Annotated in this window: 14 protein-coding genes; 8 read left to right on the top strand and 6 right to left on the bottom strand. The window is 72.3% G+C overall.

What is annotated here, in order from left to right; all coding sequences use genetic code 11:
• The first annotated feature begins 27 nt into the window (after positions 1 to 27).
• The gene (locus B100_RS0121560; protein WP_024886485.1) at positions 28 to 1,302 is read left to right on the top strand and encodes an ATP-binding protein; all 1,275 of its coding nucleotides are present in this window, start codon (positions 28 to 30) and stop codon (positions 1,300 to 1,302) included.
• A gap of 52 nt (positions 1,303 to 1,354) precedes the next feature.
• On the opposite strand, the gene B100_RS0121555 is transcribed toward B100_RS0121560, so the two are convergent.
• Complete coding sequence (locus tag B100_RS0121555; RefSeq protein ID WP_024886484.1) at positions 1,355 to 1,846, bottom strand: GtrA family protein; 492 nt, start codon at positions 1,844 to 1,846, stop codon at positions 1,355 to 1,357.
• Positions 1,847 to 2,012: 166 nt separating this feature from the next.
• On the opposite strand from B100_RS0121555, the gene B100_RS0121550 reads away from it, so the two are divergent.
• From B100_RS0121550 to B100_RS0121535, 4 genes are all read left to right on the top strand, one after another.
• On the top strand, positions 2,013 to 3,152 hold the full coding sequence (locus B100_RS0121550) for a 5-(carboxyamino)imidazole ribonucleotide synthase (RefSeq protein WP_024886483.1): 1,140 nt from the start codon (positions 2,013 to 2,015) through the stop codon (positions 3,150 to 3,152).
• Positions 3,149 to 3,673 (top strand): 5-(carboxyamino)imidazole ribonucleotide mutase, encoded by a 525-nt coding sequence (purE, locus tag B100_RS0121545; RefSeq protein WP_078541075.1) that lies wholly within the window; start codon positions 3,149 to 3,151, stop codon positions 3,671 to 3,673. The genes B100_RS0121550 and purE overlap by 4 nt, the downstream gene beginning before the upstream one ends.
• Positions 3,674 to 3,687: 14 nt before the next feature.
• On the top strand, positions 3,688 to 4,866 hold the full coding sequence (locus B100_RS0121540) for a dipeptidase (RefSeq protein ID WP_024886481.1): 1,179 nt from the start codon (positions 3,688 to 3,690) through the stop codon (positions 4,864 to 4,866).
• A 113-nt stretch (positions 4,867 to 4,979) separates the two neighbouring features.
• Positions 4,980 to 6,107, top strand: coding sequence for a dipeptidase (locus B100_RS0121535; protein WP_024886480.1), 1,128 nt, complete (start codon positions 4,980 to 4,982; stop codon positions 6,105 to 6,107).
• Between the two features lie 358 nt (positions 6,108 to 6,465).
• On the opposite strand, the gene B100_RS0121530 is transcribed toward B100_RS0121535, so the two are convergent.
• Positions 6,466 to 6,858: a VOC family protein gene (locus tag B100_RS0121530; RefSeq protein WP_024886479.1), complete on the bottom strand. Its 393-nt coding sequence runs from the start codon at positions 6,856 to 6,858 to the stop codon at positions 6,466 to 6,468.
• Positions 6,859 to 6,874: 16 nt separating this feature from the next.
• Positions 6,875 to 7,234, bottom strand: coding sequence for a VOC family protein (locus B100_RS0121525; RefSeq protein ID WP_024886478.1), 360 nt, complete (start codon positions 7,232 to 7,234; stop codon positions 6,875 to 6,877).
• 108 nt (positions 7,235 to 7,342) lie between these two features.
• On the opposite strand from B100_RS0121525, the gene B100_RS0121520 reads away from it, so the two are divergent.
• Entirely contained in the window at positions 7,343 to 7,849 is a 507-nt protein-coding gene (locus tag B100_RS0121520) for a CGNR zinc finger domain-containing protein (RefSeq protein WP_024886477.1), read from the top strand.
• 115 nt (positions 7,850 to 7,964) lie between these two features.
• Here B100_RS0121520 and B100_RS0121515 read toward each other — a convergent pair whose 3' ends face one another.
• Positions 7,965 to 9,308: a UDP-glucose dehydrogenase family protein gene (locus tag B100_RS0121515; RefSeq protein ID WP_024886476.1), complete on the bottom strand. Its 1,344-nt coding sequence runs from the start codon at positions 9,306 to 9,308 to the stop codon at positions 7,965 to 7,967.
• A 191-nt stretch (positions 9,309 to 9,499) separates the two neighbouring features.
• Between B100_RS0121515 and B100_RS0121510 the strand changes: the two genes are divergently transcribed.
• The gene (locus B100_RS0121510) at positions 9,500 to 10,657 is read left to right on the top strand and encodes an acyl-CoA dehydrogenase (RefSeq protein ID WP_024886475.1); all 1,158 of its coding nucleotides are present in this window, start codon (positions 9,500 to 9,502) and stop codon (positions 10,655 to 10,657) included.
• Positions 10,658 to 10,744: 87 nt separating this feature from the next.
• On the opposite strand, the gene B100_RS0121505 is transcribed toward B100_RS0121510, so the two are convergent.
• Positions 10,745 to 11,389: a dihydrofolate reductase family protein gene (locus tag B100_RS0121505; RefSeq protein WP_024886474.1), complete on the bottom strand. Its 645-nt coding sequence runs from the start codon at positions 11,387 to 11,389 to the stop codon at positions 10,745 to 10,747.
• 64 nt (positions 11,390 to 11,453) lie between these two features.
• A complete protein-coding gene (locus B100_RS0121500; protein ID WP_024886473.1) occupies positions 11,454 to 12,617 on the bottom strand; it encodes a phospholipase D-like domain-containing protein in 1,164 nt (387 codons plus the stop codon).
• A 180-nt stretch (positions 12,618 to 12,797) separates the two neighbouring features.
• On the opposite strand from B100_RS0121500, the gene B100_RS0121495 reads away from it, so the two are divergent.
• The gene (locus tag B100_RS0121495) at positions 12,798 to 13,163 is read left to right on the top strand and encodes a four-helix bundle copper-binding protein (RefSeq protein WP_024886472.1); all 366 of its coding nucleotides are present in this window, start codon (positions 12,798 to 12,800) and stop codon (positions 13,161 to 13,163) included.
• The last annotated feature ends 45 nt before the right edge of the window (positions 13,164 to 13,208 follow it).

The raw sequence follows: 13,208 nt of genomic DNA, 5'->3' as shown, positions 1-13,208 counted from the left end.
CGGGGTTCCGCCACCGGGTAAGAGAACATGCGCCGCCGCCTGATCCAGTCCACGCTCGCCGTGGTGCTCGTCGTGATCGCCGTCTTCGGCGTCTCACTGGTGATCGTCGAGACCCGCACCATCACCGAGACCGCCAAGGAGCGTGTGGAGTCCGAGGCGGTGCGGCTGGCGAGCATCGTCGACAGCCGGCTGCTCGTCGAGGACAAGGTCACCGCCGGGATCCTCGCCGACCAGGTCACCGAGGACCGTTACGCCGTCGTCCGGATCCCCGGCAAGCCGCCCATCGAGCTCGGCTCCCGGCCGGACGGCGACGTCATCAGCGCCACGGCACCCGGCGAGGAGGGCGAGACGGTCACCGTGCAGGAGCCGCGCTCCTCGGTGACCGAGGAGGTCGCCCGCACCCTGCTGATCATCGGCCTGGTGGCGCTCCTCGCGGTGATCGCGGCGGTGCTGCTGGCGATCCGGCAGGCCAACCGCCTCGCCTCGCCGCTGACCGACCTCGCGGAGACCGCCGAGCGCCTCGGCTCCGGCGACCCGCGCCCCCGCCACCGCCGCTACGGCGTTCCCGAGCTGGACCGGGTCGCCGACGTGCTGGACGCCTCCGCCGAGCGCATCGCCCGCATGCTGACCGCCGAGCGGCGCCTGGCGGCCGACGCCTCCCACCAGCTGCGCACCCCGCTCACCGCGCTGTCGATGCGCCTGGAGGAGATCACCCTCACCGACGACCCGGACACGGTGAAGGAGGAGGCGACCATCGCGCTCACGCAGGTGGAGCGGCTGACGGACGTGGTGGAGCGGCTGCTGACCAACTCCCGGGACCCGCGCACGGGCTCCGCCGTCACCTTCGACCTCGACGAGGTGATCAAGCAGCAGCTCGCGGAGTGGCGCCCCGCCTACCGCAGCGTGGGCCGGGCCATCGTCGCCTCCGGCAAGCGGAAGCTGCGGGCGGTCGGCACACCGGGCGCGGTCGCCCAGGTGCTGGCCGCGCTGATCGAGAACTCGCTGATGCACGGCGGCGGCACGGTCGCCCTGCGCACCCGTGTCACCGGCAACCAGATCGTGGTGGAGGTCACCGACGAGGGGCCCGGCGTCCCCGCCGAGCTGGGTTCGCGGATCTTCGAACGGGCGATCAGCGGGCGCAACTCCACCGGGATCGGCCTCGCGGTCGCCCGGGACCTGGCGGAGGCGGACGGCGGCCGGCTGGAGATGCTCCAGGCCAGCCCGGCCGTCTTCGGCCTGTTCCTCTCCAGCACGCCCCCGCGGAAGGACTCGGACGAGGAGAACCGCAGGACGGTGCGCTGAGCCGGACCCGGACGAGGAGAACCGCAGGACGGTGCGCTGAGCCGGACCCGGCCTACGGCACGCGCTGCCTGCGCCGGTGACCGGTGACCGGCGTGGAGCCGGCCACGGGCTCGTCCCGCACCGGCAGCGCACGGAACACCCACGTGCGGTAGGACCAGAAGCGGAACAGCGTGGCGATGCCGATGCCGACGAACTTGAAGATGTTGCTCTGCAGCGAGCTGTCCCAGCCGAAGCCGTACGTCGCGGTGTAGAGCAGGCCGTTCTCGATCACCAGGCCGATGATGCTGAACAGCAGGAACAGCGACATCTCGCGGGTGCGGCCGGACTTGTCGCGGTCGCGGTAGGTGAAGTACCGGAACCCCACGTAGTTGAAGACGATCGCCACGACGGTGGCGATCACGCTCGCCCGGACCACCGGGAGATCGGTCGCCTGCCGGACCAGGTTGAACACACCGAGGTTGACCAGAACCCCGGCTCCCCCCACCGCGCCGAACTTGGCCACTTCACGGAAGAGCCGTCGAAGCCCCGAGGAACCTCGTTCCATCGCCCACAGGCTCCTGTCGGTAGAAGTGCGTCAACTCCGCCATGCTAACCACCCGCACGCGCGATCTTCCTGCGGACGCCGTGCTCCGTCCGCCCCAGGTGCCCCGTGCGTCCCGCGCGGAGGGCGGGAATCGGCCACCCTGGCGTGGGCGGATACCCTGGGGGACGTGACGTTCCCGGTAGTCGGCATGGTCGGCGGTGGCCAGCTCGCTCGTATGACACACGAGGCGGGCATCCCGCTCGGCATCAGGTTCAAGCTCCTCAGTGACACCCCGCAGGATTCCGCGGCCCAGGTGGTGAGCGATGTCGTCGTCGGCGACTACCGCGACCTGGACACGCTGCGCGCCTTCGCGCGCGGCTGCGACGTGATCACCTTCGACCACGAGCACGTGCCCACCGAGCACCTCAGGGCCCTGGAGGCCGACGGCATCCCCGTCCGCCCCGGCCCCGACGCGCTCGTGCACGCCCAGGACAAGGGGGTGATGCGCGAGAAGCTCGACGCGATCGGCGTGCCCTGCCCGCGGCACCGCATCGTCTCCGGCCCCGAGGACGTGGCCGCGTTCGCGGCCGAGGGGGAGGGTTTCCCCGTCGTCCTGAAGACGGTCCGCGGCGGTTACGACGGCAAGGGCGTGTGGGTCGTCCGCTCCGTCGAGGAGGCCGCCGAGCCGTTCAAGGCCGGCGTCCCCGTCCTCGCCGAGGAGAAGGTCGACTTCGTGCGCGAGCTGGCCGCCAACGTGGTCCGCTCCCCGCACGGCCAGGCCGTCGCCTACCCGGTGGTGGAGTCGCAGCAGGTGAACGGCGTCTGCGACACCGTGATCGCGCCCGCGCCCGGTCTCGACGAGGACCTGGCGCTCCGGGCCGAGGAGATGGCGCTGAACATCGCCAAGGAGCTCGGCGTCGTCGGCCACCTCGCGGTGGAACTGTTCCAGACCCGCGACGGCCGCATCCTGGTCAACGAACTCGCGATGCGCCCGCACAACTCCGGCCACTGGTCCATGGACGGCGCGATCACCTCGCAGTTCGCCAACCACGTCCGCGCCGTGCTCGACCTCCCGCTCGGCGACCCGCGCCCCCGCGCGAAGTGGACCGTCATGGTCAACGTGCTCGGCGGCGACTACCCGGACATGTACTCCGCGTACCTGCACTGCATGGCCCGCGACCCCCAGCTGAAGATCCACATGTACGGCAAGGACGTGAAGCCCGGCCGCAAGGTCGGTCACGTGAACACCTACGGCGACGACCTGGACGACGTGCTGGAGCGCGCCCGTCACGCAGCCGGCTACCTGAGAGGCACGATCACCGAATGAGCCCGGTTGTAGGCATTGTCATGGGGTCGGACTCCGACTGGCCCGTCATGGAGGCGGCGGCCAAGGCCCTCGACGAGTTCGAGATCGCCTACGAGGTCGACGTCGTCTCCGCGCACCGCATGCCCCGCGAGATGATCGCGTACGGCGAGCAGGCCGCCGACCGCGGGCTGAAGGCCGTCATCGCGGGCGCGGGCGGCGCCGCGCACCTGCCCGGCATGCTCGCCTCGGTGACCCCGCTGCCCGTCATCGGTGTGCCCGTGCCGCTGAAGTACCTGGACGGCATGGACTCGTTGCTGTCCATCGTGCAGATGCCGGCCGGCGTGCCGGTCGCCACCGTCTCCGTGGCCGGCGCGCGCAACGCCGGTCTGCTCGCGGCCCGCATCCTCGCCGCCCACGACGAGGAACTCCTCGGCCGTATGAAGGACTTCCAGCAGGAGCTGAACGACCAGGCGACCGAGAAGGGCAAGCGGCTGAAGGCGAAGGCCGAGGGCTCCGGCGCCGGCTTCGGCTTCGGCAAGTGAGCGGGGTGGCCGGCATGACATCCCTGGACGAAGCCCGCGCGCTGCTCGCCGAGTTCCCCGTCGTCGACGGGCACAACGACCTGCCCTGGGCGCTGCGCGAACAGGTCACCTACGACCTCGACGCCCGCGACATCTCCGCCGACCAGTCCGCCCACCTGCACACCGACATCCCCCGGCTGCGCGCCGGCGGCGTCGGAGCGCAGTTCTGGTCGGTGTACGTCCGCGCCGACGCCCCCGACCCGGTCCCGGCCACCCTGGAACAGATCGACTGCGTACGGCAGTTGGCGGCCCGTCACCCGCGGGACCTGGTGCTCGCGCTGACCGCCGCCGACATGGAGGCCGCGCGCCGCGAGGGCCGTATCGCCTCCCTCATGGGGGCGGAGGGCGGCCATTCCATCGCCAACTCCCTCGGCACCCTGCGCGGGCTGTACGACCTCGGCGTGCGCTACCTGACCCTCACCCACAACTTCAACGTGGCGTGGGCGGACTCGGCGACCGACGAGCCCGCCGTGGGCGGCCTGTCGGCGTTCGGCCACGAGGTGGTGCGGGAGATGAACCGCCTCGGCATGCTGGTCGACCTCTCCCACGTCGCCGCCACGACCATGCGGGACGCGCTCGACACCAGCACCGCGCCGGTGATCTTCTCCCACTCCTCGGCCCGCGCGGTCTGCGACCACCCGCGCAACATCCCCGACGACGTGCTGGAGCGGCTCCCCGCCAACGGCGGCGTCGCGATGGTGACGTTCGTGCCGAAGTTCGTGCTCCAGGCCGCCGTCGACTGGACGGCCGCCGCCGACGAGAACCTGCGCGCGCACGGCTTCCACCACCTCGACACCAGCCCCGAGGCGATGAAGCTGCACCGCGCCTTCGAGGAGAGCCACCCGCGTCCCGTCGCCACGGTGTGCACCGTCGCCGACCACCTCGACCACATGCGCGAGGTCGCCGGCATCGACCACCTCGGCATCGGCGGCGACTACGACGGCACGGCCTTCACCCCCGACGGCCTCGACGACGTCTCCGGCTACCCCCGGCTGATCGCCGAGCTGCTGGACCGCGGCTGGTCCCGGGCCGACCTGTCCAAGCTGACCTGGCAGAACGCGGTCCGCGTGCTGGGCGCCGCCGAGGACGTGGCCCGCGACCTGCGGGCGACGCGCGCGCCGTCCAACGCTCGCCTCGAGGCGCTGGACGGCTGACCGGCGGACGCCGCGCGGGGGCTTACCCCGAACGCCGCGTTCACCAGGAAGCCGGTGGGTGCTCCGTGCGACGGTGACCGTACCGCCGAGGCCACGACGTACGGAGCCCCGTGATGGCCGATCTCCAGGACGACCTGCACCCCGCCGCCGAGGTCGGCCGTGTCGACGAGCCGCTCCCGCAGGAGGCGGTGGTCGTCGGGCCGGAGGATTACCGGCCCGTCTCCGACCCGGACGACGACCCCCTGGACCGCGCCCGGGCCGTCCTCGCCGCCCACCCCGTCGCCGACGGCTACAGCGGGCTGCCCTGGGCGCTGCGCGGACTGCCCTGGTACGACCTCGACCTCGGGGAGAGCGCCGTCGACGCGGACGTCCCCCGGCTGCGCAAGGGGCAGGTCGGCGCCGTCTTCTGGGCGCTGCACCTGCCCGAGGGACACGACGGCGACCGGGCCCTGACCACCACCCTGGAACAGCTGGACCTGGCGCAGGCGGTCGTCGCCGGCCACGACGAGGGCCTGCGCCCCGCCCGCACCGCCGGGGAGCTCGTGGACGCCCGCAACTGCGGCCGGGTGGCCGTGCTGTTCGGACCGGCCGGCGCGCCCGCGCTCGGCGACTCCCTGAGCGTCCTGCGGGCGCTGTACGCACTCGGCCTGCGGGTGCTCACCCTGACCGGCACCTCCTGGGCGGGCCCGGCCGGGCTCACCCGGTTCGGCGAGGAGGTCGTGCGTGAGATGAACCGGATCGGCATGGTCGCCGACCTCTCCCACGCCTCCACCCCGACGATCCGCCGGGCCCTCACCGTGTCCAAGGCGCCGGTGCTGTTCAGCCGGTCCGCCGCCCGTGACCTGCGCCCGCACCCGGCCAACCTGCCCGACGACCTGCTCACCGCGGTGGGCGAGGCCAAGGGCCTGTGCCTGGTGCCGCTGACCGCCGAGCAGGCGGGCCCGACCGTCCGGGACGTCGCCGACCACCTCGACCACGTCCGTACCCTCGCCGGCCCGGACTGCGTCGGCCTGTCCGGCACCTACGACACCGGAAGCGCCCACCCGCAGGAACTGCGCGACCCGTCCTGCTATCCGAGGCTGGTCGCCGAGCTGCTGCGACGGGGCTGGGACGAGGCCGACGTCGCCCTGCTGACCTGGGGAAACGTCCAGCGGGTGCTGCGCGCCGCGGCGTTCACCGCGCACACCGCGCAGCAGCGCCGCCCGCCGTCGACGGCGACGGTCGCCGCCCTCGACGGCTGAGGCGTCGCCCGGGCGGGGCCCGACTCATCCATTTCCGGCACGCGGATCCGGCACGGCCGCGGCGTCCTTGCCCCTTCAGGGGCGCGGGGGACTGCGCGCTCGGCCACGGAGGTCCCGCACCCCGCGTTGGCGGGGTGCCGCTGCGCCCACCCTGCCCCGCTCCCGGCTCCGCTCGAGCGGGAGGTACCCCCATCGCCCCAGCGGCACGACTGCCCGCAGCGGCGGGGGCCGGCCCTGCGGCGCGACGGGGCGCAGGTGGAGGCACCCCTTCAGGGGCGCGGGGAACTGCGCGACCAGCCACGCACTACCCGCACCCGGCGTTGAAGGGGTGCCGCTGCTCTCGCGTCCCGAGCGCCGCCTACGGCTGCTCGATGCGGCACAGGCAGAAGGGGTGGCCCGCCGGGTCGGCGTAGACGCGGAAGTCCTTCGTCTCCCAGTCCTCCCGGTCCAGCACCTTCGCCCCGAGGGCCAGCACCTTCTCCTCGGCCGCGTCGACCTCCTCCCAGGTCCCGCCCGCGTCGAAGTCGAGGTGGAACTGCTGCGAGTCGTGGTCGGCGCTCGGCCAGGCCGGCGGGGTGAAGCCGGGGGCCCGCTGGAAGGCGAGCCGCGGGCCCGAGGGGACCTGCAGGACCACCCAGTCCGCGTCCTCCGCCTCGGGGGTGCCGCCGGCGACGGCCGCGTAGAAGACGGCCAGCTCATCGGGGTCGGGGCAGTCCAGGACGACACTGCGCAGTCGTGCCACGGGGGCCATCGAATTCCTCCTGGTCTCAGCAGGCACAGAGGCAGAACGGGTGCCCGGCCGGGTCCGCGTAAACCCGGAAGGTGCGCGAGCGGTCCTCCGTGTCCAGCGGCCTGGCGCCCAGCGCCAGCACCTCCTTCTCCGCCGCGTCCAGGTCCTCGACGGTCAGGTCGAGGTGGAACTGCTGGGAGCGGTCGGCCGCGGGCCACCGGGGCGGCACGAACCCCTCGGCCCGCTGGAAGGCCAGCGTCGGGCCGCCGGGCACCTTCAGGTCCACCCAGTCGCCGTCACCCTCGGCCGCGCCGCCCACGACACCGGCGTAGAAGCCGGCCAGCGCGCCCGGGTCCGGACAGTCCAGGACGACGGCGCCCACCTTCGCTACGGACATGACTGCCTCCTCGTGTTACCGCCAAATGCGGTCTGCTGGTAACCGTTACCGCATGCTCCCGCAGTGCCGGTAACGTTGCAAGGGGATGGAGAGAGGTGGCCTCGCGTCATGAGCGGAAGAGCGGCCCCGCCCGGGGGACTGACCCTGGTGCAGGCCCTCGTCAACACGGTGGATCTGGCCGCCGGCCGCGACGCGCTGGACACCCCCGAGGGCCGCGCGCCCTTCGGGCTCACCGAGGACACCGTGGACGCCGCCAGGGAACTGCGCGAGTCCCTGCGGGCCACCCTGCTCGCGCACGCCGGCCACCCCGCCCACGGCCCGGTCACCCCACTCGGCGACCTGCTGGCCCGCGCGCCCCTGGTGGTCACCGTCGACCCCGCCGACGGCTCCGCCGCCCTCACGCCGGTCGACGAGGGGCCGCTGCTCTCCCGGGTCGCCGCCGCCGTCGCCGAGGCGCTCACCGCCGGCACCTGGCAGCGCTTCAAGGCCTGCGAGTCCCCCGCCTGCCACTGGGCCTACTACGACCGCAGCCCCGGCGGACGCGGCCGCTGGTGCTCGATGCAGGTGTGCGGGGCCCGCGCGAAGATGCGCCGGTACCGGGCGAAGCAGGGGTAGCGGCACCGCGTCCGCGCCCCGTGGGGCAGAATGCGACGCGACGCCGGTTCGGCCGACTGAGCCTCGGCCGAACCGGCGTCACCTGTGTCCGGTTCTTCTGTGTCCGGTTCCCCGATCAGGCGCCGGGGCGTCCCATCGCCCGGTAGCGCCAGCCCGCCCGCCGCCAGGCCTCCGGGTCCAGGGCGTTGCGCCCGTCGAGCACCAGCCGGTCGGCCACGACCTCGCCCAGCTCCGCCGGGTCCAGCTCGCGGAACTCCCGCCACTCCGTCAGGTGCAGCACGACGTGCGCACCGCGCACCGCCTCCAGCGCCGAGTCGGCGTACCCCAGCGTCGGGAACAGGCGGCGGGCGTTCTCGATGCCCTTCGGGTCGTACACCGTGACCTGGCCGCCCTGCAGATGGATCTGCCCGGCCACGTTCAGCGCCGGCGAGTCGCGCACGTCGTCCGAGTCCGGCTTGAACGTCGCGCCCAGCACCGCCACCCGCTTGCCCAGGAACGCCCCGCCGCCCAGCGCCTGCCGGGTCAGCTCCACCATCCGGCCGCGCTGGCGCATGTTGATCGAGTCGATCTCCCGCAGGAACGTCAGCGCCTGGTCCGCGCCCAGCTCACCGGCGCGCGCCATGAACGCGCGGATGTCCTTCGGCAGGCAGCCGCCGCCGAAGCCGATCCCGGCCCGCAGGAACTTCCGGCCGATCCGGTCGTCGTAGCCGATCGCCTCCGCCAGCTTGGCGACGTCACCGCCGGTGGCCTCGCACAGCTCCGCCATCGCGTTGATGAACGAGATCTTGGTGGCCAGGAAGGAGTTCGCGGAGGTCTTCACCAGCTCCGCCGTCGGGAAGTCCGTCACCACGAACGGCGTGCCCTCCTCGACCGGCGTGGAGTACACCTCGCGCAGCAGCTTCTCCGAGCGCTCGCTGCGCACACCCACCACGATCCGGTCCGGGTGCAGGGTGTCCTGCACCGCGAAACCCTCCCGCAGGAACTCCGGGTTCCAGGCCAGCTCGGCGTCCGCCCCGGCCGGCGCGTGCTCGGCGAGGTAGGCGGCCAGCCGGTCGGCCGAGCCGACGGGCACCGTCGACTTGCCCACGACCAGCGCGGGGCCCTTCAGATGCGGGGCGAGTGAGGCGATCGCCGAGTCGACGTACGACATGTCGCAGGCGTACTCGCCGTGCCGCTGCGGGGTGTTCACGCAGACGAAGTGGATGTCGCCGAACTCGCCCAGCTCGGCCCAGTCCATGGTGAAGCGCAGCCGGCCGGTCGAGCCCTCGATCCCGGCCACGTGCCGGCGCAGCAGCTCCTCGAGTCCCGGCTCGTACATCGGGACCTCGCCGCGGCGCAGCTTGTCGATCTTCTCCGGCACCACGTCGAGGCCCATCACCTCGAACCCCAGCTCCGCCATGGCCGCCGCGTGGGTCGCGCCGAGATAACCGGTGCCGATCACGGTGATCTTGAGGGCCATGGGTGCTCCAGGGGTCTGCGGCAGGCACGTGCGCGCCCGAGCATATCCGGGGTGCCCGCGGCTTCCCTCCCGGCGGTCCCGCCGCTGTCGCCCAGCTCACCTATCCACGGCCAGGGGGGAGGGCTAACATTTGAGTTACTTAACGGTAGTTAGCGTGATCAGCATCGCAGTGTTTTGGAGCGTGAGAGACCTTGGCCGGATCGGCTGACTTCGACCTGTACCGCCCGTCCGAGGAGCACGACATGCTCCGTGACGCCGTCCGCTCGCTGGCCGAGGCGAAGATCGCGCCGCACGCCGCCGCGGTGGACGAGGAGGCCCGCTTCCCCCGCGAGGCCCTCGACGCGCTCGTCGCGAACGACCTGCACGCCGTGCACGTGCCCGAGGAGTACGGCGGCGCCGGCGCGGACGCCCTCGCCACGGTCATCGTGATCGAGGAGGTGGCCCGCGTCTGCGCGTCCTCCTCCCTCATCCCCGCGGTGAACAAGCTGGGCTCGCTGCCCGTCATCCTCTCCGGCTCCGAGGAGCTGAAGAAGAAGTACATGGGCCCGCTCGCCAAGGGCGACGCGATGTTCTCCTACTGCCTCTCCGAGCCGGACGCCGGCTCCGACGCGGCCGGCATGAAGACCAGGGCCGTGCGCGACGGCGACCACTGGATCCTCAACGGCGTGAAGCGCTGGATCACCAACGCCGGCGAGTCCGAGTTCTACACGGTGATGGCCGTCACCGATCCCACCAAGCGCTCCAAGGGCATCTCGGCCTTCGTCGTGGAGAAGTCCGACGGGGGCGTCTCCTTCGGCGCGCCGGAGAAGAAGCTCGGCATCAAGGGCTCGCCCACCCGCGAGGTCTACCTGGACAATGTCCGCATCCCCGCCGACCGCATGATCGGCGAGGAGGGCACCGGCTTCGCCACCGCGATGAAGACCCTGGACCACACCCGCATCACCATCGCGGCCCAGGCCCTCGGCATCGCCCAGGGCGCCCTCGACTACGCCAAGGGCTACGTCCAGGAGCGCAAGCAGTTCGGCAAGCCGATCGGCGACTTCCAGGGCGTGCAGTTCATGCTCGCCGACATGGCCATGAAGATCGAGGCCGCCCGCCAGCTCACCTACGCGGCCGCCGCGAAGTCCGAGCGCGGCGACAAGGACCTCACCTTCCAGGGCGCCGCCGCCAAGTGCTTCGCCTCGGACGTCGCCATGGAGGTCACCACCGACGCCGTCCAGCTCCTCGGCGGTTACGGCTACACCCGCGACTACCCGGTCGAGCGCATGATGCGCGACGCCAAGATCACCCAGATCTACGAGGGCACCAACCAGGTCCAGCGCATCGTGATGGCGCGCAACCTGCCGTAACGGCGGAAGCAGAACCTCGGGAGGGTGTCCGGCGACGGGCACCCTCCTTCGCTGCGCGGGCCCCCGGCGCCGTCCGGGCCGTGGCCGTCACCTGCGCCAGAACAGGTGGTGCGCCACCCCGCTCGGGCTCGGCACGACCTCCAGGTGGAACCGGTCGAGCAGGTCGTCGGGGGAGTCCCACAGGCGCAGCCCGGAGCCGAGCTTCACCGGCGACACCGCCACGTGCAGGGTGTCGACCAGACCGGCGTCCAGGAACTGCCGTACGGTGCTCACCCCGCCGCCGAGCCGCACGTCCTTGCCGTCCGCCGCCTCGCGCGCCAGCTCCAGCACCGTCCTGGGGTCGCCCTCGACGAAGTGGAACGTGGTGTCGGACAGCGTGACGGACGGACGCGGGTGGTGGGTCATCACGAACACCGGCGTGTGGAACGGCGGCTCGTCCCCCCACCAGCCCTGCCACTCGTGGTCCTGCCAGGGACCGCGCTGGGGCCCGAACTTGTTGCGTCCCATGATCTCCGCGCCGATGTTGTTCGCGAAGTCCCGGGTGAAGTAGTCGTCGACGCCCCGGGTCCCGCCGGGGTCGGTACGGTTCGGCCAGCTCGCGGTCGCGCCGGCCCAGGCGAAGAGCGTGCCGGGGTCCACGTGGCCGAAGGGCCGCTCCAAGGTCTGGTCCTCGCCCGCGCCGACCCCGTCGCTCGAGACGTTGAAGTTCTGCACTCTCAGCAGCTGTGGCACTGTCTCTCCTCACTAGGTGACAGTGTGAGGACTCCCCATGAGGAGAGAACTCATCGCCGCCGGCTCACAGGAAACGCCGGATCGGGGTGACCGCCGCCTCGGCCAGACGCGCGGGCAGCGGACGGCGCCGCCAGCGCTCCGCGTCGATCGGCTCGCTCTGCTTGCGGTCGGCGTCGAAATCGGCGTCGAGCGCCGCGGTGAAGTCCTCGTCGAGGACCGCCAGCATGACCTCCTCGTCGTGCTCCAGGGAGCGGCGGTTGAAGTTGGTGGAGCCGATCAGGGAGCAGACCCCGTCCACCGTGATGATCTTCGTGTGGAGCATGGTCGGCTGGTACTCCCGCACCTCCACGCCCGCGTCCACCAGCGTCTGGTAGTGCTGCCGCCCGGCCAGCAGACAGGCGCGCTGGTCGGTGTGCGGCCCGGGCAGCAGGATCTCCACCCGCACGCCCCGGCGGGCGGCGGCGGCCAGCAGGTCGATGAAGTACGCGTCGGGCGCGAAGTACGCCGTGGACAGCCGGAACCGCTCCCGCGCCGAGGTGATGACCACCCGCAGCAGCGTCTGCATGTCCTGCCAGCCGAAGCTGGCCGAGCCCCGCACCACCTGGACCGTGGCGTTGCCCGGCTGCTCCTGGGAGGTGAAGCGGTCGTGCTCGTCGTACAGCTCGTCGTGGCACTCCGCCCAGTTCTGCGCGAAGGCCGCGGCGATGCCGTCCACGGCCGGGCCCCTGACCTGCACATGGGTGTCCCGCCACTCGTCGGGGTTGCGGGCGTTGCCGCACCACTCGCGGGCGATGCCGACGCCGCCGGTGAAGGCGGTGTGCTCGTCGGTGACCAGCACCTTGCGGTGGCAGCGGTGGTTCTGCCGCATCGGCGACAGCCGGGTGGGCTTGCGGAACCAGGCCACGTGGACGCCCGCGTCCGCCATGGCCTCCAGCAGCCCCGGCTCGATCTCCTTGGCGCCGAAGCCGTCCAGCAGCAGCCGTACCCGCACCCCCGCGCGGGCCCGGTCCGCCAGGGCCTCGGCGAACTCGCGCGCGATGTCGCCCCGCCAGTAGACGAAGGTCATCATGTCGACCGTGTGCTCCGCGGCACGGATGGCCGCCAGCATCGCGGGGAAGATCTCGTCGCCGTTGCGCAGCGGCACGAGCTCGTTGCCCTCGGTCGCCGCGATGCCGATGAGCCGCTCCAGCCGTCTGCGCAGCCTCTTGCGCTCCGTCTGTGGTGTCACGTCCCTCTCCCCTGTGTGTGATGCGACCGCCCCCTCGGCGCCGCGGTCAGGGGCGCCGCCCCTCCTTGTTGCCGCTCCCGGTGCGGTCAAGCAGCGCCGCGTGGTGGTCATGGCCACAGGGGCGTAGGACGGGAGGTGCGGGGACCGACCGCCGGCCCGCGCCGTCCCCTGGGAGGAACCATGACCCAGCAGCAGCCGACCGTCGAACCGCTGAGCAAGGAGATGCAGGACTGCGTCCAGGCGTGCATGGAATGCCACGGCGTGTGCGAGGAGACCATGAGCGCGTGTCTGCAGACGGGCGGTGAGGCCCAGACGCGGATCATGCGGGCGCTCCTGGACTGTTCGGAGATGACCCGCATGTGCGCGGACATGATGATGCGCCGCTCGCCGCTCGCGAACGAGATGTGCATGATGTGCGCGCAGGCCTGCGACCTGTGCGCCGAGGCGTGCATGTCGATGCCGGACGACGAGCGGATGACGCGGTGCGCGGAGTCCTGCCGCCGCTGCTCCGAGACGTGCCGCGCGATGGCGGGCGCCCCGATGTGACCGACCGCGCCGGACGTGCGCGAGGGCACCCCCGCGGGGGTGCCC

This window comes from Streptomyces sp. CNH189 (assembly GCF_000527195.1).
The sequence above is the reverse complement of the archived record's forward strand: the minus strand, read 5'-3'. Positions and strand labels throughout refer to the sequence as shown.

Bases quoted from the DNA above. Each gene is read 5' to 3' on its own strand.
- B100_RS0121560 (WP_024886485.1), top strand. From the start codon at position 28: ATGCGCCGCCGCCTGATCCAGTCCACGCTCGCCGTGGTGCTCGTCGTG.
- B100_RS0121555 (WP_024886484.1), bottom strand. From the start codon at position 1,846: ATGGAACGAGGTTCCTCGGGGCTTCGACGGCTCTTCCGTGAAGTGGCC.
- purE (WP_078541075.1), top strand. From the start codon at position 3,149: ATGAGCCCGGTTGTAGGCATTGTCATGGGGTCGGACTCCGACTGGCCC.
- B100_RS0121540 (WP_024886481.1), top strand. From the start codon at position 3,688: ATGACATCCCTGGACGAAGCCCGCGCGCTGCTCGCCGAGTTCCCCGTC.
- B100_RS0121535 (WP_024886480.1), top strand. From the start codon at position 4,980: ATGGCCGATCTCCAGGACGACCTGCACCCCGCCGCCGAGGTCGGCCGT.
- B100_RS0121530 (WP_024886479.1), bottom strand. From the start codon at position 6,858: ATGGCCCCCGTGGCACGACTGCGCAGTGTCGTCCTGGACTGCCCCGAC.
- B100_RS0121525 (WP_024886478.1), bottom strand. From the start codon at position 7,234: ATGTCCGTAGCGAAGGTGGGCGCCGTCGTCCTGGACTGTCCGGACCCG.
- B100_RS0121520 (WP_024886477.1), top strand. From the start codon at position 7,343: ATGAGCGGAAGAGCGGCCCCGCCCGGGGGACTGACCCTGGTGCAGGCC.
- B100_RS0121515 (WP_024886476.1), bottom strand. From the start codon at position 9,308: ATGGCCCTCAAGATCACCGTGATCGGCACCGGTTATCTCGGCGCGACC.
- B100_RS0121495 (WP_024886472.1), top strand. From the start codon at position 12,798: ATGACCCAGCAGCAGCCGACCGTCGAACCGCTGAGCAAGGAGATGCAG.